This window comes from Clostridiales bacterium, from assembly GCA_015243575.1.
In the GTDB taxonomy this organism is placed as follows: domain Bacteria; phylum Bacillota; class Clostridia; order Peptostreptococcales; family Anaerovoracaceae; genus Anoxybacterium; species Anoxybacterium hadale.
Genome location: CP042469.1, coordinates 1,022,242 through 1,048,463 on the forward strand (window position 1 = coordinate 1,022,242; position 26,222 = coordinate 1,048,463).

At 42.2% G+C, this 26,222-nt stretch carries 19 protein-coding genes, 1 tRNA gene and 1 riboswitch; of the genes, 15 read left to right on the forward strand and 5 right to left on the reverse strand.

The genetic code is table 11. The features are described 5' to 3' along the window. The first annotated feature begins 39 nt into the window (after positions 1-39). The 3 genes from FRZ06_04435 (at position 40) to FRZ06_04445 (ending at position 2,741) form a co-directional block, all read left to right on the forward strand. Positions 40-672, forward strand: coding sequence for a dephospho-CoA kinase (locus FRZ06_04435; GenBank protein QOX62647.1), 633 nt, complete (start codon positions 40-42; stop codon positions 670-672). Between the two features lie 17 nt (positions 673-689). After that, positions 690-2,354, forward strand: coding sequence for a hypothetical protein (locus FRZ06_04440; GenBank protein ID QOX62648.1), 1,665 nt, complete (start codon positions 690-692; stop codon positions 2,352-2,354). 304 nt (positions 2,355-2,658) lie between these two features. Then, positions 2,659-2,741: transfer RNA gene (locus FRZ06_04445), tRNA-Leu, on the forward strand. A 95-nt stretch (positions 2,742-2,836) separates the two neighbouring features. Here FRZ06_04445 and FRZ06_04450 read toward each other — a convergent pair. Then, a complete protein-coding gene (locus FRZ06_04450) occupies positions 2,837-3,745 on the reverse strand; it encodes a hypothetical protein (protein QOX62649.1) in 909 nt (302 codons plus the stop codon). A gap of 206 nt (positions 3,746-3,951) precedes the next feature. Between FRZ06_04450 and FRZ06_04455 the strand changes: the two genes are divergently transcribed. Next, the gene (locus FRZ06_04455; GenBank protein QOX62650.1) at positions 3,952-4,392 is read left to right on the forward strand and encodes a GNAT family N-acetyltransferase; all 441 of its coding nucleotides are present in this window, start codon (positions 3,952-3,954) and stop codon (positions 4,390-4,392) included. Positions 4,393-4,699: 307 nt separating this feature from the next. Here FRZ06_04455 and FRZ06_04460 read toward each other — a convergent pair whose 3' ends face one another. Next, positions 4,700-6,922, reverse strand: a complete 2,223-nt coding sequence (locus tag FRZ06_04460; protein ID QOX62651.1) for a leucine-rich repeat protein — start codon at positions 6,920-6,922, stop codon at positions 4,700-4,702. A gap of 161 nt (positions 6,923-7,083) precedes the next feature. Continuing rightward, positions 7,084-9,141: an AAA family ATPase gene (locus FRZ06_04465; protein ID QOX62652.1), complete on the reverse strand. Its 2,058-nt coding sequence runs from the start codon at positions 9,139-9,141 to the stop codon at positions 7,084-7,086. A 331-nt stretch (positions 9,142-9,472) separates the two neighbouring features. Here FRZ06_04465 and FRZ06_04470 point away from each other — a divergent pair, with 331 nt between their 5' ends. The 8 genes from FRZ06_04470 to FRZ06_04505 all read left to right on the forward strand — a co-directional run bounded on the left by FRZ06_04470 (position 9,473) and on the right by FRZ06_04505 (position 17,499). Further along, positions 9,473-10,675 (forward strand): S8/S53 family peptidase, encoded by a 1,203-nt coding sequence (locus FRZ06_04470; GenBank protein ID QOX62653.1) that lies wholly within the window; start codon positions 9,473-9,475, stop codon positions 10,673-10,675. 166 nt (positions 10,676-10,841) lie between these two features. After that, complete coding sequence (locus FRZ06_04475) at positions 10,842-11,279, forward strand: hypothetical protein (protein ID QOX62654.1); 438 nt, start codon at positions 10,842-10,844, stop codon at positions 11,277-11,279. Positions 11,280-11,394: 115 nt separating this feature from the next. Further along, positions 11,395-12,642, forward strand: coding sequence for a hypothetical protein (locus FRZ06_04480; GenBank protein QOX62655.1), 1,248 nt, complete (start codon positions 11,395-11,397; stop codon positions 12,640-12,642). 186 nt (positions 12,643-12,828) lie between these two features. Beyond that, entirely contained in the window at positions 12,829-13,380 is a 552-nt protein-coding gene (locus FRZ06_04485) for a lytic transglycosylase domain-containing protein (GenBank protein ID QOX62656.1), read from the forward strand. Positions 13,381-13,611: 231 nt separating this feature from the next. Next, on the forward strand, positions 13,612-13,971 hold the full coding sequence (locus tag FRZ06_04490; protein ID QOX62657.1) for a BlaI/MecI/CopY family transcriptional regulator: 360 nt from the start codon (positions 13,612-13,614) through the stop codon (positions 13,969-13,971). A 1-nt stretch (position 13,972) separates the two neighbouring features. Next, a complete protein-coding gene (locus FRZ06_04495; GenBank protein QOX62658.1) occupies positions 13,973-15,571 on the forward strand; it encodes a hypothetical protein in 1,599 nt (532 codons plus the stop codon). Positions 15,572-15,686: 115 nt separating this feature from the next. Next, on the forward strand, positions 15,687-15,893 hold the full coding sequence (locus FRZ06_04500; GenBank protein QOX62659.1) for an alpha/beta-type small acid-soluble spore protein: 207 nt from the start codon (positions 15,687-15,689) through the stop codon (positions 15,891-15,893). Between the two features lie 214 nt (positions 15,894-16,107). Continuing rightward, entirely contained in the window at positions 16,108-17,499 is a 1,392-nt protein-coding gene (locus tag FRZ06_04505; GenBank protein QOX62660.1) for an AMIN domain-containing protein, read from the forward strand. A 206-nt stretch (positions 17,500-17,705) separates the two neighbouring features. Here the strand turns inward: FRZ06_04505 and FRZ06_04510 are convergent, their stop codons facing one another. Both FRZ06_04510 and FRZ06_04515 read right to left on the reverse strand, forming a co-directional pair. Then, complete coding sequence (locus tag FRZ06_04510) at positions 17,706-18,290, reverse strand: hypothetical protein (protein ID QOX62661.1); 585 nt, start codon at positions 18,288-18,290, stop codon at positions 17,706-17,708. A gap of 191 nt (positions 18,291-18,481) precedes the next feature. After that, complete coding sequence (locus FRZ06_04515) at positions 18,482-19,069, reverse strand: hypothetical protein (GenBank protein ID QOX62662.1); 588 nt, start codon at positions 19,067-19,069, stop codon at positions 18,482-18,484. 301 nt (positions 19,070-19,370) lie between these two features. On the opposite strand from FRZ06_04515, the gene FRZ06_04520 reads away from it, so the two are divergent. The 3 genes from FRZ06_04520 to FRZ06_04530 all read left to right on the forward strand — a co-directional run bounded on the left by FRZ06_04520 (position 19,371) and on the right by FRZ06_04530 (position 26,212). After that, on the forward strand, positions 19,371-20,291 hold the full coding sequence (locus tag FRZ06_04520) for an ATP-binding cassette domain-containing protein (GenBank protein QOX62663.1): 921 nt from the start codon (positions 19,371-19,373) through the stop codon (positions 20,289-20,291). Between the two features lies 1 nt (position 20,292). Next, entirely contained in the window at positions 20,293-21,129 is an 837-nt protein-coding gene (locus tag FRZ06_04525) for a transporter (protein QOX62664.1), read from the forward strand. A gap of 66 nt (positions 21,130-21,195) precedes the next feature. Further along, positions 21,196-21,278: riboswitch (cyclic di-GMP riboswitch) on the forward strand. Between the two features lie 50 nt (positions 21,279-21,328). Next, positions 21,329-26,212, forward strand: a complete 4,884-nt coding sequence (locus tag FRZ06_04530) for a hypothetical protein (protein ID QOX62665.1) — start codon at positions 21,329-21,331, stop codon at positions 26,210-26,212. Positions 26,213-26,222 lie beyond the last annotated feature (10 nt).

Consider the following 26,222-nt stretch of genomic DNA (forward strand, 5'->3'; position numbering starts at 1 on the left):
GTCTCGTCGGCAGAGAAGGGTTATTGGAGGAATTAAAGCATGAGAATTATAGGACTTACCGGGGGCATCGGAGCCGGAAAATCAACGGTAACCGATTATCTGATTGCAAAAGGGTTTCATGTACTGGATGCTGATAAGATTTCCAGGGAAATTGTCCTCCCTGGATCTGATACCTTGATTCAGCTTGTGGAGCTCTTTGGAGAGGACATTCTTGAGGAAGATGGCGGACTGAACAGAAAGAAGCTCGGCAGCATCGTCTTCTCCGATCCCGAAAAGAAAAAGCAGCTGGACCTATTGATGCACACAAGAATTCTTGAAATCATCCATGAACGAATCTTTCAGATCAGGGAAGAAAGCCTCCATAATGCAGAAACCGTCATTAATCCCAAACTTGCAGCCACAAATAAGGTAATCTTCATCGATGCACCGCTTCTATTTGAGACGGGTCTTGAGAAAAGTGTTGAGGAAATCTGGGTCATTGACGCGGAGGATGAGATTCGCATAAGGCGGGTCATGGAGCGAGATGCTCTGGAACGCAGTGAAATTATCCGAATCATGAGCTTTCAGATGGATCGAAATGAAAAAAATCGCAGAGCGGATGTGCTGCTGGATAACTCGGGCGAAAAAGAAGCCCTATACCGTCAGCTGGATCTGCTGCTTCAAAATTTATAATTTGTCGGAGAACTGAGATGACAAAAAAATTAATTGCACTGACTGCAATTGTATCCCTTTTGCTTTCAAGCCTTGTTGGCTGCGGTGAGACGCCAAACTTTCTCGGCGGGCCTGCCAATGAAGAAAAGCAAATGATCAGATCCAATGAGGTATTCATCCCCATTGAAAAGGTAAGGACGTTAAACCCCATCATTTCCAAGGATGAAGATGCCTATTACGTAAACAAACTGATCTATGAAGGCCTGTTTGAATATGATAAAAATCTGACGCTGAAACCCCTGCTCGCAGACAGTTATTCTTATTCTGCGGGTGAAAACGCCGTTACCATTCAAGTAAAGAAGGGGATTTCCTGGCAAGACGGTCAGGAATTAAATGCAGACGATGTGAAATTTACCATTGATGCACTGCTCAGTGCATCCTATTCGGGCAGCACGCTTTATGCTTCCAGTGTTAACAACATTAAATCCACGAAGCTGGATGGAAAAGATCCCTATAGCATAACGGTCTATTTTAACAATGCGACAAATGTTTCTATGAACAATTTTACCTTCCCCATCGTTCCCAAACACCAGTTTAAGAGCGTGGAAGATGCCAAAAAGTTGACTTCAAACTTTATTCCGGTTGGAACCGGGCCCTATCGGGTGACAGAATATAATGAGTTATCCCATATTGCTCTTGAAGGATACGAGGGTTATCACGGGGGAACTGTTCCGTCCAATCTTTTGAATTTACAGATCATACCGGACAAACGGGATGTCATCAATCTGATGGACGTGAATAATGTATCCTTGACGTATTCCAAGGATCTTGACCGGGATACTGTTTATACAAATAAGAATGTGAACGTGATCAACTTCCCTTCCAATGAGGTAGAACTCATTGGCTTCAATTTCAGACATCCGATCATGAAGAATACCAAACTGCGCAAGGCAATTGCCAGTGCTATCAATACGAAGGACATCATCGAAGGTGCGTATTATAAAAACGGAATTGAGAATAACACCATTTATTATCCCAACTATCTGGGGGTGTCCGGCGAAAAAACAACCAATCTTTATGATATCACTCAAGCCAAAAAGCTTCTGACGGAAGCAGGCTTTGTCGATCGCAATGCTGACGGATTGGTGGAAGGGCCTGATAACGAGTCCATCACGATCAATATTCTTGTGAATTCGGAAGATCAGTCTCGTTCTGCAGCAGCTCAGATGATTCGTGACAACCTTGCTCAGCTGCCGATTCGTGTTAATCTAGTCAGCAAGGAATGGGACGCATATGCAGCTGATTTGGCCAGCGGAAACTATGATCTTTACGTAGGAGGTTATCAGATCAGAGATAATTATGATCTGCGCTTCCTGCTTCATACCAATTATGGAAACCCCATTGGGTATTCCAATCTCGCTTTGGATACGCTTCTTGACCGAATGGAGTCGGGAATCTCGCAGAAAGACAGGCTTGCTACTTATACCCAGATCAACGATATTATGGTCAATGATCTCCCTTATTTTTGCTTGCTCTACAAAACCTACGGTATGATTACCTCACCGGCTCTGAAGGGGGATATCGAACCACTGTTCTTTGATTTGTACCGCGGCTGCGGAGAGTGGTATTCACTTTTTGAAGCACCAGAAGCGCCGGAGGAGAATAACTCGGAAACGGCGTTCAATATCCTTGAGGAACAATGAGAGCGCTTCGGCGCTCTCGCTTAATATTTAGATTGGAAAGATAGGCATTCAAGAAAAATGAAACATTAAAATTTAATTCGAATAAATTGTAATTTATGGGTGCAATCGTACAAGGGGTGTGGTATAATAACACTTGTCCCTAAAAAGGGATCAGAGAAAAAGGTACACTTCAACATCATGAATTCAGGATAGAAAATAAATCATGAATTGGATAAAAAAAGGTTTGACAAGAATGCCAAAACATAGTAAGATTATTCTTGGTCAGTCTTACAAAACAAGCCTCAGAGACTGAAAAACTGAATATGCGGTCGTGGCGGAATAGGCAGACGCGCACGGTTGAGGGCCGTGTTCGAAAGAGTATGGGTTCAAGTCCCTTCGACCGCACCACAAACTGTCTGAAAAGGCAAAATAAAAACGCTGAAATGTTGAAATTTCAGCGTTTTTGTTTTGTTTTCGAAACGAAATAAAAAAAAGAAGGCTTATTAAGCCTTGATTCCCTCCAAAATTGCCCTGGTACCGATCAGATTGACCGCTCTTCTCAAATTATACGCGAGAAAACTAAGCCCCAGCTCCGCTGTGGTCTTTTCAATTCCCTTGCACAGCACGTAGTGTGCGCCGTGATACCATTTGACGGTTCCGAAAGGATGCTCTGAAATACAAAGCCTTTCCTTCTGTTTTGGAATGTCATCCCTGATCCGGATAAGAACTGTCTTTTTCGTTCGATTTTTTACGAAAAAAGAATTGTGTGGGATAAAATCGGGAGGAGGAACATTGACAGGGGGATACTCCCCGTACATCTTTACCGCGACGTATACTGCTTTGGGACCGAAATATACGGTCTTATGAGACTTTGACGGAGTGCAGCGGTTTGCGCATTGCCTGCAGGAGGATCTTGATGCGTAAACCATTCCTTCGCCTTTGGTTTTTACTCTTCTGAGAGTGAATCCCATAGGGCAGATGGCAGTTTTCTGATCCAGAGATCTCTGGAAGCAGCCCAGATATCCTTCCGAGCGGACTTCAATGGAGATATTGGTATTTTCGTAGCAGGAGGGAAGGACACCTGCATGAAGACAGGCACTGATATGGATAGGAACGGTGGAGATTCTGATTTTTTCTGTAATCTCTTTCTTTTCATAGTCCAGAGTAAGGATCCGTTCCTCCTTGTCATCCTTAAAGCCTACATAGGGAACAATTCCGTTTAGGATACAGGTTTCAATTTCCTCCTTGCTGTCATAACCCTTATCGGCAATAACGCTTACGCAAGGGATATCCATCGTACGTGTCAGCTGCTTTGAGAACTTGTGAAGGAGGCCTTGATCATTTAGGTGATTGGTAACGAGGTAGTCGCCAAGTATGGCTCGTCTGAGTAAGCTCAGAAAGATACCCCTCATAAAGTTGTTGCCTTTCTAGAAGCTGTTGAACTTTATCAGAGAGGCACGTGTGCTCCTCAATGTCATTATCTTGGTCATCTCCCCCAGCATCATCGTCCAGATCTTCCTGATCGAGCCGGCTCATATACTCGGACTCATACATGACTTATTACTTTACTGATGATATAATAATGCAAAGATTATTTATATAATAGACAAGAGGATTTATGAAAATAATAAAAGTTGAAGACAGAAATTCGATACTGATTGAACAACTTGTAACGGTATGGAAAAATTCTGTAAAGGAAACCCACTTATTCTTATCGGATACAGAAATAGATAATATCCAGCAGTATGTACCGCAGGCTTTAGCTGGAATTTCCCATTTGATAGTTGCAAAGAATGGAAGTGGTATTCCTATTGCCTTTATGGGGATAGAAGGTCGAAAGCTTGAAATGCTATTTGTTTCTCCCGAAGAGCGTGGGCATGGTGTTGGAAAGAATTTGCTTGTGTATGGTATTCAGGAATACGCAGTAAGTGATTTGGGAGTAAACGAGCAAAATCCTAAGGCAAAAGGATTTTACGAACACATGGGTTTCAAGGTTTACAAAAGAACCGAAACAGATGAACAAGGCATGCCATACCCAATTTTATACATGAGGTTATGAGCATAATTGACATGAGGTTAGTTCAAATCCCAATAAAAATCTAATGATATCTTTATACAGCGAGGCTCGCAAAAGATTACAAACCGTTGATTTTAACGGTTTGTAATCTTTTTTGTGCTTCAGGGTTAGAAGGGACTTGAACGGAAAAATTGCAGCAAATCTGAGATTGTCAAATTTATGTATGGCACCTACATGACATTTGTTGAAATAAATGAGGTTAGGTGCTTAGACCGAAAGGGCGTCGGATGTCAAAGGTGCGAATGAATCTCCCTCAACTCGATTTGGAGAAAACGAATGATCCTATCTGCTATTTCATCAGGGGAATGGTTAACGGAAAGATCTTGTTAGAATAACCGGACCAGGGTGGTGTGGATTTATAAAGCTCTGCACTTTGTGCAGGAACGTGGATGGTTTTGATGGCAGAAAAGGAAAAACCTGATGCTTTTGGAGGGATCAGAGCATAGACATTAAGATCGACCTGAGTAAGGTTGGTGTCAGCAGACAAAAACATTCCCCTGAAATCAATGAAATCCGGGCCCAAGGTTATTTTATTTAAATCAGAACAAATACTGAATGCAGCTGACGCTAAATATTGAATCGCCAGAAGGCTTACCTCCTTAATCGTCGTGCATCGGTAAAATGCTTGAATTCCTATTCTTGCGAGGTGATCCTCCGCGTCCAAATTGATCAGACGGTATAAGCGAAAGCAACGTAAAAAAGCATAATCTTCTATCGCTTCCAGCTGATTGTGAACCTTTAGTACTGACAGCCCATTGCTGTCAAAGAAAGCGGCCATCCCTACTGCTGTTACCGTACTTGGGACCTCATATTCCGTTGTCTTTCTGGCGGGAGGATAATTGATGAGCTTCGTCATGTGGGAGTTAAAAAGTACCCCCTCTGACGAAGTATAGCTTATATTTCCTTCTTCTACCAGAATCTTTTCAAGGGCGGAACAGGAAGTCAGTGCATAATCTCTTATCTGGACGATATCTTTGGGAATCATTATTTCGGGAGCGTTTCCCACATACTGGATCAATTCGTTGCCAATGATGGCGAATTCGTTCCGGATGATGCTGTTCTTATAAATAATGTCCTTGTAGGCTTGCCAGCCGGGAGCATTTACATATGCCTCATAGCTTCCGTCCGGGACATAGATTTTAAAGGAGGGAAGCATGCTACTAAAATTACTGTTCATTGCCGGCGGTGTATCCGAATTCAGATATAGCACTCTCAGGTATCGATTTCCCCAGAAAATATGAATACCAAAATCGGTTACGGTATCTGGAAGCGAATAAGAATATGATTCTTTCCCTAAAGGATAGGCGATCAGAGTGGTTCCATCCAGATTATACATGATGCCGTCTATATCTTTGTAGTATAGATTTCGGTGGTCAACGGTAATCCGTTCCAGGTTCAGGGCCTGATAAAATACGCGCAGCCCCATTGACTCAAGGCTCTTTGGAATATAAATTTCGGTAAGCCCACTGGAAAAAAAAGCATGATCATGAATGATTCTAAGGGTTTCCGGAAGCTTGATTTCTCTCAGCAGCAAATTACCGCCAAAAGCAACCATACCGATTTCTGTAAGGCTGCTGTTTCTTCCGAATTTGACATGCTCCAGAATGGACTCGCCATATATATAGTCAGGATTGTACCGAGTTGTGCCGTACAAGAAAGCATTGTTATCGATTTTTTCAACGGTGTCCGGTATCAAAACATCTCTGATTTTTATTCCCCAGAAAGCATATCGGCCGATAACCGTTACTCGTTTTTGATTGTAATACCAGGGTATTGCTAAATAGTAGGGCAGTACCGCTTCTGTTTTTGCAAATACTGAGTAGCTTTCGCCGTCACTATTCAACTCAAAGAGAAAAAACCCTAAATTTGTGGGGATCGTCTGCGGCGAGGTCATGATCAGATCTTTGTATTTCTGCCAGCTTGGCGTGCCGAGGTAGCTCGAGAGGGTGTGCTTTGGTACATACAGAAGTAAATATTCTGAAGTCTCATAAAAGACGCCATCTTCCAAGCTGGGCGGTTTGATTGATTCGAAATAGACCTGCTGCAATAAGCTACACGAAGCGAAGGCCCCACAGCATAACCTTTCGACACGATCGGGAAGCACAATGCTTTCCAGTCCAGAGCAATGATAAAATGCATAGGACTCAATGATTCTGATATTGCTTGGCTCCTCAAAGAGCAGGATCGAAAGCTGAGAGCAGAAGGCAAAGCTGTTTTCCTTAATTACGGTCACCGGCAGCCCATTATGGGTGCTCGGTATCGTCACAAGAGAAGGAAGCGTCTCGACATCTTTTGCCGATATTGAATAACTCCTTCCATCAAAGTTCCGCTCAAACAGAAAATAATCTTCCGCGGTCAACGAGCCCTCTTCGTTGGCTGTTTCGGCTTGGCTCGAATCGATGAACGGCGCCGACTCTATTGTTTTTTCAGAAACAGCTGGCTGCTCTGATTCCTCATTAAGATCGGTTATCATATTGCCGTCTATATCGATTATATTTTCATTGATCATCATAATAATCAACTCCTTAAATTAAAAAGTGATACTATAATATAATCTTTTTACCGCAAAATGTTCGCAACCGTCTCGTTTGACATGGAATTTTAATGGTTTCGTAGATCAAAAATAGGGCATTCCAACTATCATGTTTCGGACGAAGCAGCTTCTGTTGTTTATTATAAAATAAACTCTGTTTCCGTTCCATAATAGGTCAACTCCAATTTATGCATCGCTCTGGTACAAGCAATATATAGTAGGCTTCTGTCCATTTCTGTAGTATAACAATCGCTCGATACATCGGGTACAATGACCTGGTCATATTCCAATCCTTTAGACATATGGGCTGATGAAATGATAATCCCTTCCTTAAATTCACTGCTGGTGAAACTCAAGAGCAGAATATCATCGTGGACTGTTTTTATACTCTCGTATAACTCGTTTGCCTGTTTCTGTGATTTGCATATAATTCCCAGTGATTGATACCCAGAGTGCTTGAATATTTCGATTAGGTCCAGTATTTTATGAAATTGGTCGGCTGGCGAATGACAGGCACTTACACAAGGTGTCTCACCATGCCGTTCGATAGGGATCAAATTTTTATTTTCCTGTATCTTTTGGGCAAATTGCGTAATCTCGATAGTTGAACGATAACTTTTACATAATTCCGCGCAATCACAGTCTTTGAAAAAGGGACGTATTTTTTCTGCAGTGGAAGAACTGTATGGATTAACACTTTGATTGCTGTCTCCTAAAATTGTCATTTTGCAGGAAAACAGCTTGGCCAAGACTGCATATTGAATCGGGGTGTAATCCTGCATTTCATCAACTAGTAAATGCTGTATTGATTTATAATCCAGTTTTACGCCGTCAAAATGCAGCTTCAAATAGATGTATGGGTAGACATCAGAAAACTCGAAGGTATTTTTTCGATGAAATTGAAAATAATTCTCCTGATTCAAATAACGGTAAAAATTCTGATACAAAGAAATTGCGGTTGGATATCGAAACATTTTTAATATACTGGCTCTCAATTGACTTGCTATTTTAGAATCCGGCTTTTCTTCATAAACCATTCTATATTTTTCAATCATATCGTCTGCGATTCTCTTCAATCTTTGTTTGACAGGAATCCTCTTGAGTGCCTGATACCTCAAAAGCAGATCTGCCTTGGAGATAGGATAGGCACCAAGCTTCAGGTCAATCGGGTCAAAATAATGATCATCGGCATATTCAAGATACGATTTTAGCTGCACCACAAAATGATTCGTCGATTTAAATTTGATTCGAAAAACTGCTTCCGTACTTTCTGTTTCCAGAAGATTCTCAACCTGTTCCGAGAACGTTTGATAGCGATATTTTTTATCCATGATATCTGCGGCGATATCATCAAAGCCGCTTTCTAAAATGTTTTCTTCTCCCAACTCCGGCAATACATTTGAAATATAGCTGCCAAATACCTTATTCGGAGAAATAATCAGGATGTTGTTTGACGTCAGAGTCTGTTTATATCGATAGAGCAAAAAAGCCACTCGGTGCAACGCAATGGAAGTTTTTCCAGAACCGGCGACACCCTGTATGATCAGTACCTTTGCCACCTCGTTTCGGATGATTTTATTTTGTTCTCTTTGTATCGTTGTTACAATATTCTTCATTTTTTCATCGGAATTTTGGCTTAATTCCTTTTGAAGAATATCATCGCCGATATTAAGGGAGCTCTCGATCATATAATCCATTTGGCTTTGCCTGATCCGATATTGCCGCTTTAAGTTTAATGCTCCTTCTATTATTCCATCAGGAGCATTATAATAAGCTGGTCCGATTTCAAAGTCATAAAAAATGCTTGAAACCGGCGCACGCCAATCAAAGATAATATTATCGTAGCTTTCAGAATCTGAAAAGCCATAGATTCCGATATAGAATACCTCTCCATTTGAACTTTCACTGGCAGCGAAATCAATCCTCCCGAAATAAGGGGACTGAATCAGCTTTTGGAGTTTTTCCCGTTGTAAAACAGCTTTATCTCCAATCGCAATATTTTGATATAGAACCATTCTGTTGGATGCCTTTTCTGCACGATCAAATTGCGCTTGATTTTCATACATGTATCGTTTTGCTTCGATTATCTCTTCGGAATAATGGGTTATTTTTTGCTCTATATGATCAAATGCTGTCTGCAGCTTTTCTAATACCGTATCCAGATAGCTTCGTTCGTCCATTTCCTTTGCGTTAAACATAGATTGATCTCCTCAGATTTATACTTGGCTCCAATAACGTTACCATTACAAGTATAAATCAAAACTCGAATAATAAAAGACTTTTATTTGGGTGGTACGCTTACTTAGTTTCAGATGGGACCTCGGGATCAAATATTTTAATAGAAACATGTTGAATTATTGGATGATCGGACGTAATATGTAAATAGTTGGAATTAAGGGGGGTTGTTTGAATCGGTGACTAATTACTGGTACTAAGACCTCATATGGTCAGATGGTGGAACAGGAATGATAAAGAATGTACTGAACAAGGGTGTTTCAACCCCTAAATTTAAAGAAAGGATTTACTAAAATGACTAAGTTTAGAATCATAGTAGTTTTTATCATATTCGTTTTACTACTTTCATCCTGTTCAAAGCCTGTCGCAGATGAGCAGAAAGTAGAAAACACAGATGCAACGACAGGAACAAATGAGTATGCTATGAATCCCATCCCGTCCAATTATGGTATTAATCCAGATAATCTGCCTGACGAGGTAACAGATCAGGATATTAATCCTGAATTAGGCAGCCTTGAGACGATATACGGATTCTCAGGAAAGAACGTTTCGAACAAAGACTTTACACGGATGTCACTAGATAAAATTTCTCAAATTTCTTTTGATACAGATACAATATGGTGCGAAGCCGACAAGCTGCCAAAGGGGTACTCGCCAGAATTATGGCTTGAAACCAGTAAAGATCCAGGTTTGCAAATAAAAGCGCTTCATAAGGAAGGACATACCGGAAAAGGAATATCAGTGGCAATGATCGACAAGCCTATCCTTTCTACTAGTAATGAGTTCAAGAAAGACAATTTTATATATATTCAAGTTGAAGCGGATACGCGGATTCATTTTCACGGCATGAGTTGTGCATCAATATTGGCAGGACAAAATTGCGGAGTCGCACCAGATGCAAAATTGTATTATTTTGCAGTACCAGACAACGGTAAGAATTTTGATAATTATAGTAAGGCAATTGAACAATTAATTGAATTAAATCAAGGACTGAGCGAGAAAGAAAAAATTAGAATCGTGTCTATCTCTGATGGCTTATCCAATGACGATGCTCATTGGGAAAACTGGCAAAAGACAATCCAGAAAGCAAATGATCAAGGTATTATCGTTATCTACTCCAATAATGTGGGTAACAATTTTATATGGGGAGGCTGTCCGCCTTATAAGGACAGAAATAATGTTTTAAATTATGACATTTCAGAAGTTTATAGGAATCAGAAGATTGACAAAAAATCGGTAATAATGATTCCAGGTGATTACCGAACCACCGCTAACAACCAGTCTGATGATGGATATAACTATTATGGAATCGGTGGATGGAGTTGGGCAATTCCTTATTTTGCGGGTCTATGCACACTGGGGCTTGAAATCAATCCCAATTTGACCTATGAGCAAATGCAGCAAGCGCTGGAGGAAACAAAAAGTAAAACCGAAGCCGGATATTATATTATAAATCCGGTCGATTATATTAAAAAACTGGAAAGCTTAAGCAATTAAGCGAGTTAGATCTTATAATATAAACAATTAATTTACTTACGTTTTGCTTTGATGTGGCAGTGATCTATATTTTAATGGTCGCGCTGGAGAAGATAAGAAAAAGTAAGGATGAGTAAGACTTTGTATTTTAAACCAATTTCGAAACCTTGCAATAAGGAGGAAGCCAATGAAAGAACTTCAATTCTCAACGAAAATTAATGCCTCTAAAGAAAGAGTCTGGACAACTCTTTGGGAAGACATCGCGTTCCGTGACTGGGCAAGTATAATTGATGAGGGCACATATATGAAGGGAGAAATGAAAGAAGGAAATGAAGTCGAGTTTATTTCAGCGATCAATGGTTATGGTGTGACAAGCTTGGTAGAGAAACTAATTCCAAATGAGTTTGTATTATTCAGGCACGGTGCGGATACACAAAACAGTGGTCAGCAGGAACGTGAAAAAGAGTGGACTGGGGGGACGGAGAGTTATTCACTTACTGAAAAAAATGGTGCTACTATATTGATTGTCAAAACCGATGTTCCACTGGAGCTCGAAGAAATATTTAACAACAGACTTCCCAAGGCACTGGAACGTATTAAAACACTGACAGAAGGAATCAAATAAGGCTTCCATCCTGAAGCGGATGGAAGCTCATATTCGACATGATCATGTGCGAAGCCAGCAATGAATATGGAACATTTAACAAAAATTACCGTCCTAATTGTTAGGAGGGGTTTTTATGAAAAGAATTATATTATTGCTGGTATTACTATTAATACTAACGGCTTGTTCCAGCTGTACAAGTCTAACAGCCGAAAATTTGATGAAAGACTTTAAAGGAACGGAGATAGATTCATCCTTAATTGGAAATCAACAGCAAAACAGTGCCGATAAAACAACGGAAATCGCAGATTTCTCACTTGCAATATTCAAAAGAATTCAAGAGAACGAAAACACGCTCATCTCGCCGCTGTCTATTATTTCTGCCTTGTCGATGACGGCAAACGGTGCTGAAAAGAACACGTTGTCTCAAATGGAGGAGGTTTTCGGTACAGACATAGGAAGTCTGAATGAATATCTCTATTCCTATCGAGTGGATCTTCCGACGAGTGACAAATTCAAGGTTAGCATTGCTAACTCCATATGGTTTAAGGATACAAAGAATTTGATTATAGAAGAGGGATTTTTGCAAACGAACAAGGATTATTATAATGCCGACGTATATAAGGCTCCCTTTGATGACAGCACGAAGAACGACATCAATGCTTGGGTCAATAAAAAAACAAATGAACAGATTAAAGAACTCTTGCGAGAGAAGCCGCCCGAGAATTCTGTGCTATACCTTATTAATGCATTGTCCTTCGATGCTGAGTGGCAGGAGATCTACCAAGATACCGCTATCCGCGAGGGCGAATTTACGAACAAAGCCGGTAAGAAAAAGACAGTTGATTTTATGGACAGCGCCGAATACGGTTATATTGAGCTTCCCAATGCCATTGGATTCTCAAAGCCATATGCCGACAATCAATATTCCTTTGTTGCGTTATTGCCCGAAGAGGGGTTTTCTGTATCGGATTTTATAAAATCTCTCGACGGTAAGCTGCTTATTAATGCCATTAAGAACCAAAGCGATGAAAGGATCTATGCCTTCATTCCTAAATTTACATTTGAATATAGCAAAGAACTCTCCGAAATATTGAAGGAGCTGGGTATCAAGGATGCTTTTGATGTGAATCTTGCGGATTTCAGTGCTATTGGATCGAGCGAAGGTAATCTTTTTATAAATCGTGTGATTCATAAGACAAAAATTGAGGTAGATGAAAAAGGGACAAAGGCAGGCGCAGTTACCGCAGTAGAGCTTTATGCGGGAGCTGCCGCAAAGACGGAGCCTAAGATCGTAAAATTAAATCGTCCGTTTTTCTTTATGATAGTAGACAACAAGTTTCATATGCCCATTTTTATGGGTGTTTTAAATGATGTGAAATAATGAATAGTCGATTCGGGTTTGTATATGCTGAGAGATTTTAGCGATTTTGATGTATATGAAAACATGGATATTGAAGAATTGATACCATGAGTCAACTTTTTATGGTATCATATTAAGGCGTCGCGATAATATCACGTCGAGTATACAGCTTGACCTAGAGGAAATAATCATTTACAGGAGATTGGAATGACCGGAACCCGAAAGAAATTCGTTATATTTTTCATCGTTTTACTATTCGCAGCATTTGCTGCAAAGACAGTGATCAATCATGTTTATCCCGTTGGATATCAAGATTATATTATAAAATATTCCAGAGAATATGATATCGATCCCTATCTTTTAACGGCGATTATTAAGGTGGAAAGCAGATTTGATAAGAATGCTGTGTCGCACAAAGGAGCGATCGGCCTGATGCAGCTCATGGAGCCAACCGCTTTTTGGATCGCGGAGTCCATGGGGGATGAGAACTTCACAATCAACGATCTTTATGATCCGGAAACAAATATAAAAATGGGAGCATGGTACGTCAACAACATTCGGAATGAATTCGGATATACTGAGCTTGTTCTCGCCGCATATAACGCGGGCAGGGGCAATGTGGCAAGCTGGATAGATGGCTCCCTCATCGCCAGTGATGGGACGGATTGCAGCGGGATACCATATAATGAAACGAGAAAATATATCGAAAAGGTTCTGTCAAATCAGGATATTTACAGAATACTGTATGATATCAGCTGATATCGATATGACATTCACAATTTAAGAAAAGCAAAGCAAACAAAACGCTGGAATTTCGGAATTTCAGCGTTTTTGTTTTGAGCATCAAACCAAACCAACAAGTTTGATCAAGAAAATAATTTACTTGCTTGACAAAATGTAGACTATTGTGATAGTCTGGAGATGCGTGCGAGACTACTGCGATAGTCTCGGAGCGCAAACGACTATCGCAGTAGTCAAAAAGGAGGAAATATGGATATCAAGTTGTTTGATTCTGAGCTGAAGATTATGGAAGTTTTATGGGAGCAGGGGATTTTACCTGCTCGTGACATTGTAGATGTATTAATGGAACGTGTAGGCTGGAACAAAAACACGACTTATACTGTGATTAAAAAATGCATTGAGAAAGGCGCCATTGAACGGGAGGAACCCGGTTTTTTATGTAAGCCTCTGGTTACGAGAGATGAAGTGCAGCAGAGTGAAACGGAACAGCTCATTGATAAAATGTTTGGAGGTTCCAGCGAACTTTTCTTTTCTGCATTTCTAAAAAACCAAGGCATTTCAGAAGATGAGGCCAAACGGCTTGCAAAGATGATAGAGGAGGCAAAATAAAATGCTGCATTTTAGGATGGACATGCCGTTGTACCTGATGGCAATGTACGGAAGCGTAATGATTGCCGTCGTTTTGTTGCTTCGGTTTTTTCTAAGGAATCGGTTGCCCAAGTTTGTTTTTCCTTTGCTGTGGAGTTTGATCCTTATTCGGCTTTTGGTTCCTTTTTCCCTTTCCAGTCCCCTTAGCGCACCAGTTCCACAATGGCAGATGCAGCTTTCAGAAGCTTCTGCTGTCTATGTGGTAGAAGATCAGCCAACCGCAAGGGAAAACACAAGTCCAGGCACTGCAGAAACTACTTCCGATGGCATGAACTACAGCTATGCAGAGCGCTCGGGCAGTTTGCTTACGGATGATCGGTCTCTTCTGATTGTCATCTTTGGTTTGGGGGTTTTGACAACAGCAGGAATCTTGCTATCACAGAAGCTCCAATATTCCCGCAAGCTAAAAAACAGTCTGCTGGTGGAGCATAACCAAACGATCAACGCACATCTTCGAGATATGGGTATGGGTCATATCCTTGTCTGTACCAATGATGAAATTGCTTCTCCGCTGGTGTGCGGGATTGTGAATCCTCGCATTTATCTGCCAGGGAGCATGGACTTCCGACAATCACAGCTGCTGAGACATATTCTTGCACATGAGACAATGCATATCAAGCGAAAAGATAACTGGCTCAAAATGGTGATGTTGATCGCTTTATGTTTTCACTGGTATAACCCGCTGGTGTGGATCATGTCAAAATATCTAGCATCAGACCTAGAGGCAGCTTGTGATGCTGCCGTGCTTAGACAAGTGGGTGATGACGAACGGCAAAGCTATGCCGTCAGCCTTCTTTCCATGGCGATTACCGGCAACCGTACCACATTGCTTTTCAGTGCCTTTTCCAAAACAGAGGTTGAGCGACGCATTAAAAATGTTCTAAGCTACAAAAATGCAACCGCGTTGATGTTGGCTCTCTCAATGCTTCTGATTTTTTTTAGTACCGTTGCTTTTGCCACAGGGGGGCAAGCACCGTTTTCATCATATCTTAGCAGCTATTGTGCGAGTACATCCTCACAATGGGCCGTCAAGGCAGAGCTTGCAAGAGATATTTCTTTAGGCGAAAATGCAGGCCAGCGCGCAGACAATGTAATCTTTGATGTGCTGGAGAGAGATACGAGCAATGATCCTGAGGTTATTGCAAGGCAGGTAAAAGCAGCTCTTTCAAAAGAATTTGGTGTGGAAAAGGGTGCATTTCAAATTGGGGTTGATCTTTGCTTGACAGAAGAAGAAGTATCTAAGGAATATAAAAACCAAGGAATCACAAAAGGGCAGGACGGGTTTTATCTGTACAAAGGTGAAGCGGTTCGAGTTTATCAGGATAAAATGCTTGGCTCAGTTCACACAAGAGAAGCAGGAATGGTAGATCTTTCTGTAAACAGAGATCGTTTCGGCCGGATCATATCGCTGACCGTTTTGAAAGAAGGCGACGCAGAGTTTGATCGGTATACAAGAAAAATGGAGATAAGTCATAGATCTAACACATCATCAACAGATCAGGCCACTGCATCAAATCAATCTACGACCATAGAAGAAGATGGACAGGGATTTTTTCGGTGATCAGAAAGCATTTCAAAAATCTTACGCAGAACGGAGCTAAGAAAGAGCCATAATTTACTAACTATATTTCTTGTTATATGGGTCATATTAACTTGTATAAAGGAGGTGAATCAAAATGGCAAGTACAAATACACCAGTAAAACCAAGTGCAAAGAATGGACTGAACAACATGAAAACTGAAATCGCCAGTGAACTCGGCCTGTCCAATTATGATTCCACAGACAAGGGAAATCTTACAGCTAGACAGAACGGCTATGTTGGCGGTTATATGACCAAGAGACTTGTTGAGATGGCAGAACAACAGCTGTCCGGCAAATTCTAAAACGAAAAAATAAACAAGCATTGAGGCATCCTAATGATAGGGTGCCTCATTATATTTACAGTTATATTTCAGTCGTGTTACCATTTGGTTATACAAATAGATTTTTGTCGAATTTTCTGATATAATCTGCGGAGGTAATGCTAATTTTACAAAGGCATGTCAGAAAGCTGGCTGAAAAGTTTTCTGATGCGCACTACATAAAAAAGGGGGGTTTATGACAAGAAAAATTAGTTCGGCAGCTGCAGTTATCTTCATAATGGTTTTTTTTACAATCATGGGAATAACAGCTGACGCAGCAACCACCGCTGACGTTAAGCTCGTAATAAATAACGAACAAGTATCAGCAGATGTAATGCCTTATATTCAGGATGGGCGAACCTTGGTTCCGGCAAGGGCGGTATTTGAAGCCCTTGGAGGTAAGGTGACATGGGATGAGATCAATTACATAGTTACTGTAGAGTATGATTCTACCACCGTGATTCTTAAAATCAACGATAAAACCGCCGAGGTAAATGGGGAAAACAAAACTTTGGATGTTCCTGCCACAATCAATAACAGCAGGACCGTGATCCCTGCAAGATTTGTAGCAGAGGAGCTTGGATTTCTAGTCGGCTGGGATGAATCCACAAGGACGGTGACCATTAAATCACCTGAAACACCAGTAGTTCCTGAGTTCAAAGGCTATGTAACAGGAATTTCCGTGGAAGAGGGGAACTCAAAAACTGAAAATACAGTGGTAACGGTTCAATTGTCAGAGGCACTCAAGGGTACAGAGGATTATTCAACAACGATGCTGAGCTCTCCAGACCGATTTGCGTTGGACGTAAAAGGCTTTCAGTTGGACTCCAAGATATCTGACTTAGATTATGAGCGGAAGGATTCACCCTTATCGACGGTAAGAACAGGAATTTATAATGAGAATACGGTGAGGGTCGTTTGTGATTTGAAGGAAGCGTCAAATCCGTCTGTAAATTTATCTCCGGACGGAAAAACTCTAACGATAACATTTCCAACCCTCAGTACCTACTTTAATCCGATGGAAGACGGAAAGCTTGTAGTGGTACTGGATGCGGGTCATGGAGAAGCGACAGCAGGAAAACAAAGTCCCGGCGGCTTGATGAAAGAATACGAATTTAACAGGGCTGTTGCGGCCAAAATGAAGACTTATTTGGAGGCCGAGGGAATCGAAGTGCTGCTTACGGTAAATGATGATTCTGATCCAAGTCTTGCAGACAGATGTGAAAGTGCGAACAATTCTGATGCTGATATCTTTGTCAGTATCCATGCCAATGCGTTCGGAAGCGGCAAAGATTGGACCAGCGCAAATGGGTGGGAGATTTACCATTACCAGGGCAGCGTATTGGGCAACCAGCTTGCTAAGTCCATTACAAACGCCAACTTTCCAGGACTCGGAATTCTTAACAGGGGTATCAAAACAGCGAATTTCTACGTGATCAAAAATACATATATGCCTGCGGTGCTTATTGAGCATGGTTTTTTTACCAATATTGATGAAGTCGAACTTTTGAGAAGTGATGAATGGAGAGACAAAGCAGCACGGTATAATACACAAGGCATCGTGAACTTTTTGAGATCCTTCAACTAAGGATGTCGATGTCAATCAGATACAAGTAAATGAATCAAGTAATGAATTGTGAAGATATCACAAAACAGCGGAAGGTGCTGTGCGGATGCACAGCACCTTCCGCTGTTTTCGTTGTCATATTAGTGTGTCTGGTAAAGCAAGAACCAATATATGTTCATCTCTAAAGCATCTGCTTGGCACCAGCTAGACTAAGCCTTCGCAGCTTGTTATTGTACCGGGCTCATATTGGAATCAATATATTGGGAGAGTCCATTTACGAAATAGTTGGCCATTTGCGTCGCAACAGACAAGAGGGTTTCATAAATTTCTGCACTTTTTCGATCGTCTCCTGACAAAAGTGCATTTGCTTCATCAATGGTAAGGAGCAAATATCGAAAGAATAAGGCCCTCCATTCACTTTCCTTCCAAAATGGATTGATCTGAGATAAAATCATGGAGCTGTGATGAAGATTATGATGGATCTGTTCCATATATCCATTCACTGCGTTGTCATCACCGTTCTTTTGTGCGTCGATCATTGCTTCAACAGAAGCAATATAATCGGAAAACATGGTTGTATAAGTATCCGCCATTTCATTGCCAAAATATAATCTTAGGATATTGCCAAACTCCATCGGCATTTGAGTTAATCTTAACCGCACTGCGTCCAGATCACTGAGCTCCTCAAAGCTGCTGATCATATAAGCTCGCATCCACCCAGCCAGATCCCGAAAGACCCATCCCGCCTGACGTATGGCATCCATCTCGCCTGTGTTGATATCGGCTCCATTCAGTTCATTTTTATGAATCATACGTTCGTTCCTCCTGATAGAATTAATATAGTATATTACTATTGTGATCATGTTGCTATTTTGCCGATTGCCATGTATGCATCATCAAGATCTTTGGGGGAATCATTATGGTGAAACAATGGAGCCTTCCGGTAATGTAAGAAAGCATCCGGCAGCGGCCGGATGCTTTCTTGGAATGGGATTTACCCGTTTTATGCTTTCTGATCCATTTTAATGATCGCTTGCTGTCCTGAGTAGGTCAGAGCTATGCTGCCGAGCTCCAGCTCAGGGATATCATATAAATAATCGTCATGATTTTCGGCTTGCGCTACTGTTTCCTTAAAGTAAGCATAGAGATCCGAGTTCTCATATTCGGAATAATTTCCATTTTCCAGAGGCTCTTCGTAGTCCAGTGTAAGGAAGCCTCTTTCTTCAAGGCTTTTCAATACTGCTCCCGTGCTTTTTACCACTTCCATAGAATCGGTTTTGTCTTTCAGATGAACCGGGGCCAAAGCCACTGATTCAAAATGGTTTGATTTTGTACTTTTGAGCACAAATCTTGTCAAAGGAAGGTAAGGGGTTTGAGCAAGCTGTATTAAAAATTCTGTTTCTTCAGCCGAAAGAGGTGCCGCTGATTTTCGGCTGGCACAGCAGCCGCCTCCGCAGCAGCCATGTCCGTGTGCATGATTGTGTTCATCGTGATCGTGGTGGTCATGATGATCGTGATCCTGGTGATCTTGTTCAGTGTGATGATGGCTACCGCTGCCGTGACAGCAGCCGCCTTTATGGTTATGGTTCATTCGTATTCCTTTCTATCTATAATCAAAGTGAAACGCGGGTTGGATGGCTTTATAGTTATTATACCACTTTAATTTACATTTTGGGTAGGTTCGTGCGATTTTGGTTGGGTTAGGAATGTCTAACTAATTTCATTAGAATAACATATCCCCGGTGAAATTGTCAAGGGTACTGCAATGAAAGAGTACCGATTATGCAAGAAAGGATTTTCTTGAATAATCATAAATAAATGTGGTATTATCAATATTACGTATCAGCAGAGGAAATTAGTACTGAAGCTGCCGGAAAAGGAGAGATTTTAGGATGAATTCAATCATCGAAGTTAAAAACTTTACAAAAAAATATGGCGATTTCATGGCCGTAAATGATATTTCCTTTAACGTGGAGGAGGGAACGATTTTTGCGTTTCTGGGTCCCAATGGCGCAGGAAAAAGTACAACCATAAATACCCTGTGCACCATATTTGAAAAGACGACAGGCTCTCTTTCCATTAATGGGTATGATGTTACAACACAAAAAAGCGAAGTCAGATCATCCATCGGCGTGGTATTTCAAGATTCCACATTGGATGCAAAGATGACCATCGAAGAAAATCTCAAAATGCATTGTGTTTTCTATGATATACCGAGAAGGGAAGTGGAAGAACGGATTCAATTTGTTTTGAAACTGGTTGATCTTCTAGACGAGCGTAAAAAGCCAGTTGCGGCGTTGTCCGGAGGAATGAAACGTCGGGTGGAAATTGCCCGGGGGCTGATTCATTACCCCAAGGTACTGTTTTTGGACGAGCCAACAACGGGATTGGATCCGCAGACCCGTGCGCACATCTGGGAATATATCCTTAAGCTTCAGAAGGAACGAAATATTACAATATTCCTAACTACGCATTACATGGAAGAGGCGGAAATCTGCAATAAAATCGCAATCATTGATAATGGAGTCATCGTAGCCCATGATACACCTTACGCACTCAAAAAGACCTATACCAAGGACACCGCTTATATTACGACGAAAAATTCCTCGGAGCTAGAGGAACAGCTGGTGCGCCATGATCTAAACTATGAGAAAAAGGACGGCTACTATAAAGTCGAGGCGGAAAAGATTGACTGCCTGCTGCAAGTCCTAAGCATCCATAAGGAGCATATCACCAATATTGAGATCAAAAAAGGTACCTTTAATGACGTGTTCCTTGAAATAACAGGGAAAAAGATTAGAGAGGAGGCATAGCATGAATACAGTTTTTGCATTATGGAAGCGTGGGCTCAAAGCCTTTGTCAGAAATAGAACCGGTTTGGTTTTTTCCCTGATCTTTCCGCTATTCTTCGTCTATGTATTTGGTGCAATTTTCAGAACGGACTTTATCGATAACCCGATTGCATATATGCTTTCGGGAGTGATTATTACAACGGTTTTTGAAAGCTCATTGAATTTAGCTTCTTCCACAGTTGATGACATGGTGAGCGGATTTATGAAAGAGGTTCTTGTCTCTCCTGCAAAGAGAATTTCCGTAGCCTTTGGCCAACTTCTTTCGGCAGCGACAGTCTCAACGGTACAGGGTATTTTGGTGCTGGTGATCGGACTTTTTATCGGGATTCAATTTACTACATGGCTTACACCTCTGTTCGTCCTCTGTGCAATGATCAGTGTGGGGCTTGTTTTTTCCGGAGTTGGTCTTTTCATGGCCACAAAGGTTCGAAACGGGCAGACCTTTCAGATTGTCAAAACAGCCATAACCATGCCTTTGACCTTCCTTTCAGGGGCGTATATTCCGCTGGATATGCTGCCCGAATCTCTGCGTTTTGTGGCATATTTTAATCCCATGACCTATGCCACAGCTTTCTTTCGGATGGTCGTACTGGAAAAGACAGATCTGCCGTCTGCGCAGTTGGTAAGAGAAGGGCTGGCCATCGATATCGGCGGCTTTATCGTAACGCCGTTTTTATCGTTTGTAATTATCATGGTTATCGGCCTTATCTTTCTGTTTCTGGCTACAAGCTCCTTCGTAAGAACGGATTTCTCCCGTTTGAATCGAAGTGCGACTGACGCCAATGCGATATGGGGATAAGGATCCCCTTAATTTACCTGATTATGAATCACTGAATCGGGTATTAATTGGTAAGTACTGTAGCAGAAGGATCGAGAATGCGAAGAATTTTATACTGTACCTGGGCACTTAGTATAAAATGAGCAAGTAGTGCAACCGGCTTGACTGTCATCATGCTATTTTACTTTGTATAAATTATTTATTCAAAGGAGAATGAAAGATGAAGCCAAAAAAGAGAAGTCCCGCACCAATTGCATTCACACTGGTGTTAATGCTGTTATTTTCATTGGTTACCCCTGTATATGGGGATGAAATCCCCAAAGATGTCAGCGGTTATCTTCAGGATAAGTCGGTAACGCTGGCTCAGGGAGGCCATAATCTTGATCTGGAAGACGAGAACCTAAAAATAGACAGCGATCAGGATCTCGTTGTTGGGATTTCTTTTCGAGTTCCAATCATGAGTGATCCGCTTGAAAATGGAACCTATGTTGTGCGAAATGATACTGCGAGCTTTGAAGTAAGCAAGCAATTTGAGCTTATGTCCGGCGCAGGTCCAATCGTTTTGAAAGCAGCTGACGGAACAAAAGTAGGTACCTTAACCCTCACGACAGAGACTGTAGGCGCTACACCCAAGGTCATTGCCAATGTGATTTTTGACGGTCAGGAAAGCGTTTTTGACGGAAGTGATCCCAGTCTTAATTCTGTTGCTTGCTTTTTCACCGCAACTTTGCGATATGATAAAACGGATCATGATGGCGAAGAAGATGATGTGACGGTAGAAATTTTAGAGAGAAATTTTGTCGTCCATGTTCCTGAGGCCCCCGTTGAATATACCGTCATGAAATCGGGAATCGCTAACCTGTCTGACAGACAGATTACATGGAGCGTGACGGTGGGAGCAGAGAAGGCTGGAAATCCAATTGACCTGAAAGATTACAAATTTGTTGATCATTTAAGTCAAGTTGGCGGTTATGTTGCGGATTCGTTTCAAGTTGACGGCAGCGCCCCCGACTCTCCTCCTGATTATACGGACAATGTTTTGTCCTATCGTTTTCCAGAAGGCTCTGTGAGCCCGAAAACGATAACCTTTACGACAGACATTCCCGTGGGTAAGTACTATGGCAGCGGACAGCAGTCTATAACGAACAAAGCTGAGCTTAAGGACATCACCGATACGCTGAAAAAGGACGGCTCGGTTACGGTCAACTTTACTCCCCCCAAATGGATTGAGAAAACTGGCGTTGCCAGTCAATCGTCTAGTACTGATCCGTACAATCCAACAGGCCGTTCCATCACCTGGACGATTACCGCAAACCACGAAAGAGCAAACCTGAAAAACGTAGAAATCACTGATATTTTATCAGAGAACTTAAACTTCATCTCCGCAGTCTGGGAGAAAGAAACCTCGCCAGATGTGTGGGAGGAGACGGGGCTTACCTTCAACTCAGCACCCGCTGGAGGAAGGTACATTATTGGAGATATCCAATACAAAGGCAGGCTGGTCATCAAAGTCGGTGTCCCGGACGAAAGCAGTACGACTACAACTACAAGTTATAACAATCAAGCAAGCATTACATGGGATGGAGCACCCGGTACTGGAAATAACGGCGGTTTGAAAACCGGAGTTGTAAGTGTTTCCATTGGTTACAATGCCATCTCTAAGACAGGAACGATCAATGCAAAGGATCGAACCGTTAATTGGACGGTTAAGGTGGATGCTAGAGGACAGGGAGCGCTGAATAACCTGAAGGTTTACGACCTATTGGTTTATGGAGACAAAGACAGTGGCTTTGATCCTGATACGGTTGTGTGGCCAGAGGGAATTTCTCCCGGCGTCATAAACTATTTCAAAAATAGTAATAACATTCGCTACGATCAGAAATACAACGGCAATTTCCTGAACAAAGGTCCATCGGATATATCTGCGCCCCATGTGTACACGATCATGCAGGATACTAAGCCGGTAGCTGAGCTGTTGGAGTTTTCAGATTTATCCAATACGCAGGTGAATGAATTTTCATTTGATACGATGGTATTAAATCCTGGAATCTTTGCCGGAAATACAAACGTGAAACGCGTAATCAATACGGCGGTTCTGTTCAACGGGGAAGCAAAGCTTGCTGAGGCTACGGCAGATCCCTTATATAATAGCAGAGTCCTTGCAAAAGAGATGGTCCATCGAAATGCGGTCAACCCAGTTGCAGGTGTCAACAACACGACAACAGATGCAGGAAGCGGTTTCAATTACATAGATAAATCAGTCATTTTCCGCCTCAGTGTCAATGCCAATGGACTGGATTTGGTCAACAGCCTGAAATCCGACGGATCGACTCTTGGAGCATTCACGGTAACTGATACGCTGCCCGGAGGCTGGGAATTTGAGGAGATTGCTCCCGGAAAAGATTTTCTCATTTTCGAAGGAGTTCCGAATACCAGCGGTACCTTGCAAGCGACAGGCTCGCCTCTGGAAACCGTAAGTGGATTGGCAGCAGCTTTTAATAGAACACAAGATCCTCAAACAGCTGTATTTACTTTCCAGGAGTTGAACAAACCTTATGTAATATTGGTTAAAGCAAAACCCAGTGATGAGATGCTGCAAGATTATTTTGACGGGAATAAGGGAACTACAGTCACAAATAATCTGACCATGAAAGCTGTTAAATGGCAGCCTGGTGTATCCGTAACGCGGTCTGTTTCCATCACAAGTAGAGTACTTGATAAAACAAGCGCACTTGCCGCCACAGGCGTAGCCAAGTGGACCGTTGAATATAAGCCTTACGATCTGTCGTATGAAGGAGAAAGAAGGATAGAGGATGTTCTGCCTTCCGGTCTGGAATTGAGAGTAGATGCCTCAGGCAATCTGGTAATCAGCGGTAATATCACGATGCAGGAATTGGTTCTTCAGAGTAATGGAACCTATGTGCCGGGAGCTGCTGTACCTCTGACTCTGGGCTCAGGCGGCAATCTTTCCTATGACAATGCTGAACGCAGGCTTACTTTTCACATACCGGATAACAGCAAAGGCTATCGTATCACTTATCTGACTGACGTTACCGGTGCGGTAGGAAGCGTTTGGAATCATGTATACCTGATCGGCGCCAGCGGTGAGGTGGAGGATCATTCTGGAGCATTCAGTATCTCAGAGCAGGATGGCTATGCTACTCTTGCGAGGAATGGCTGGCTTAGCATTTTCAAGACCGATGGATCGGAAACGCCTCTATCCGGTGCTGAGTTTACACTTTACGCTTTGGATGGAGTAACCCCAATTCGAAAAGGAATCAGTGGGGCCGACGGAAAAATACTGCTCAAGGTTATTCCAGATGGAACTTATCTTCTAAAAGAGACTGGATCACCAAGCGGGTATTCACTGGAAGGCTTGATTCATACGGTTACGGTAAAGACCGAAGGAGCTCTCGTTACCACATCCATAGACGGCAAGACCGGTTCCGAGTCAAATTTATTAAATGTAAAAAATTTTGTAAGCAACACCGTTGGTACCCTGGCCATCCGTAAGACAGTGGCTGGTGATGCCAATGAAAACAAAAGCTTTGCGTTTACTGTAGAACTTTACAATGCTGACAATTCACCGAACAATGGAAGCTATCAATACATGGATGATAATGGTGTGCTGGCAGGAACCATAAAAAACGGGGACTCGTTCTTCCTGAAGCACAATGAGACAATCACCATCTACGGTCTGCCAAAAGATCTCAGGTATTCTGTAACTGAAAGTGATTACTCCGCTGATGGATATACTACTGTTGATACAGAGCGTACTGGTTCCATTGAGGCGGATGTTATTAAGAATGTTGTATTTACCAACACAAAGAACAAGCCCGGCAGTCTGACAATCAGCAAAACCGTTACCGGCGATGCAGATGAAACCGGCAAAAAGTTTACATTCACGGTGACCTTGACCGATGCGGTCAATACCTATGCCTATACAGGAGCCAACGGCGGACCCAGCGGGAGTATGAAGGGCAGCATGACTTTCGAATTGTCAAACGGTGAGAGCATAACGATAGCAGACTTGCTTGAGGGAACCGGATACACAGTAACAGAAGCGGATTACACCGCAGATGGATATACTACTGTCCATACGGGAAGCACGGGGAACATCGACACAAATAAGACTCATACCGTAGCGTTTACCAATTCAAAAAATAAACCCGGCAGCCTGACAATCAGCAAAATCGTTGCTGGCAATGCTGCTGATAAAGAAAAAAAGTTTGAGTTTACGCTAACCTTGAGCGATGCGGTCAATACATACGCCTATACTGGAGCCAACGGCGGACCCAGCGGGAGCATGAAAGGCAATCTGACCTTTGAACTGTCAAACGGTGAGAGCATAACCGTAGCAGATCTGCTTGAGGGAACTGGATACACAGTAACAGAAGCGGATTATTCCCCAGATGGGTACGCTACTGTATCCACAGGAAGTGCAGGGGTCATCGATACAAGCAAGACCCATGCAGCAGTATTTACCAATACAAAAAATAGGGGCGGCGGAGGCGGCGGAAATCCTCCGAAAGAGGAAACTACGCCGGGCGGAATTACCACACCGGGTGGTGTAACCACGCCGGGCGGTGTCGTCACTCCTGAAGCAATTCAAGGAAGCATTACCATTGTAAAAGTAGATGGTGATGATTCGTCAAAGACGTTATCCGGTGCGATCTTTGAATTGTTTGAAGGCGGAAGGCTGATCAGAACTGCCGTGACTGGTTCGGACGGAGTTATCTTCTTTGATGGACTAGACACGGGTGTGAGGTATTCCTTAAGAGAAAAGGCTGCTCCAAATGGATACAAAGCCAGTGCTCGAGTCTATACCTTCCAGTTGGAAGACCGTGCGAACAGGCTTGATCTTTCAGTACCATTCAAAAACTATAAAATTGAACGAGATGAAATCTCTCAGATTGATCCGGAGGATATTCCAGCAGGGTGGATTATAGACGAAGATGTGCCCGGAGGATTTACAGAGCTGGACGAGACGCCGAAGACAGGCGGCAGCTATATAACCTTGAATTCCTTGGTCACATTGATGCTTCTTTCAGGATTCGGACTGCTCTTATGGGCAGCTTTAAGAAGAAGAAAGCTTCAGCCCTGATTTTAAGTGA

Excerpts from the sequence above, each read along its gene's own strand:
- FRZ06_04435 (QOX62647.1), top strand. The coding sequence starts at position 40 with ATGAGAATTATAGGACTTACCGGGGGCATCGGAGCCGGAAAATCAACG.
- FRZ06_04440 (QOX62648.1), top strand. The coding sequence starts at position 690 with ATGACAAAAAAATTAATTGCACTGACTGCAATTGTATCCCTTTTGCTT.
- FRZ06_04450 (QOX62649.1), bottom strand. The coding sequence starts at position 3,745 with ATGAGGGGTATCTTTCTGAGCTTACTCAGACGAGCCATACTTGGCGAC.
- FRZ06_04455 (QOX62650.1), top strand. The coding sequence starts at position 3,952 with ATGAAAATAATAAAAGTTGAAGACAGAAATTCGATACTGATTGAACAA.
- FRZ06_04460 (QOX62651.1), bottom strand. The coding sequence starts at position 6,922 with ATGATGATCAATGAAAATATAATCGATATAGACGGCAATATGATAACC.
- FRZ06_04465 (QOX62652.1), bottom strand. The coding sequence starts at position 9,141 with ATGTTTAACGCAAAGGAAATGGACGAACGAAGCTATCTGGATACGGTA.
- FRZ06_04470 (QOX62653.1), top strand. The coding sequence starts at position 9,473 with ATGACTAAGTTTAGAATCATAGTAGTTTTTATCATATTCGTTTTACTA.
- FRZ06_04475 (QOX62654.1), top strand. The coding sequence starts at position 10,842 with ATGAAAGAACTTCAATTCTCAACGAAAATTAATGCCTCTAAAGAAAGA.
- FRZ06_04480 (QOX62655.1), top strand. The coding sequence starts at position 11,395 with ATGAAAAGAATTATATTATTGCTGGTATTACTATTAATACTAACGGCT.
- FRZ06_04485 (QOX62656.1), top strand. The coding sequence starts at position 12,829 with ATGACCGGAACCCGAAAGAAATTCGTTATATTTTTCATCGTTTTACTA.
- FRZ06_04490 (QOX62657.1), top strand. The coding sequence starts at position 13,612 with ATGGATATCAAGTTGTTTGATTCTGAGCTGAAGATTATGGAAGTTTTA.
- FRZ06_04495 (QOX62658.1), top strand. The coding sequence starts at position 13,973 with ATGCTGCATTTTAGGATGGACATGCCGTTGTACCTGATGGCAATGTAC.
- FRZ06_04500 (QOX62659.1), top strand. The coding sequence starts at position 15,687 with ATGGCAAGTACAAATACACCAGTAAAACCAAGTGCAAAGAATGGACTG.
- FRZ06_04505 (QOX62660.1), top strand. The coding sequence starts at position 16,108 with ATGACAAGAAAAATTAGTTCGGCAGCTGCAGTTATCTTCATAATGGTT.
- FRZ06_04510 (QOX62661.1), bottom strand. The coding sequence starts at position 18,290 with ATGATTCATAAAAATGAACTGAATGGAGCCGATATCAACACAGGCGAG.
- FRZ06_04515 (QOX62662.1), bottom strand. The coding sequence starts at position 19,069 with ATGAACCATAACCATAAAGGCGGCTGCTGTCACGGCAGCGGTAGCCAT.
- FRZ06_04520 (QOX62663.1), top strand. The coding sequence starts at position 19,371 with ATGAATTCAATCATCGAAGTTAAAAACTTTACAAAAAAATATGGCGAT.
- FRZ06_04525 (QOX62664.1), top strand. The coding sequence starts at position 20,293 with ATGAATACAGTTTTTGCATTATGGAAGCGTGGGCTCAAAGCCTTTGTC.
- FRZ06_04530 (QOX62665.1), top strand. The coding sequence starts at position 21,329 with ATGAAGCCAAAAAAGAGAAGTCCCGCACCAATTGCATTCACACTGGTG.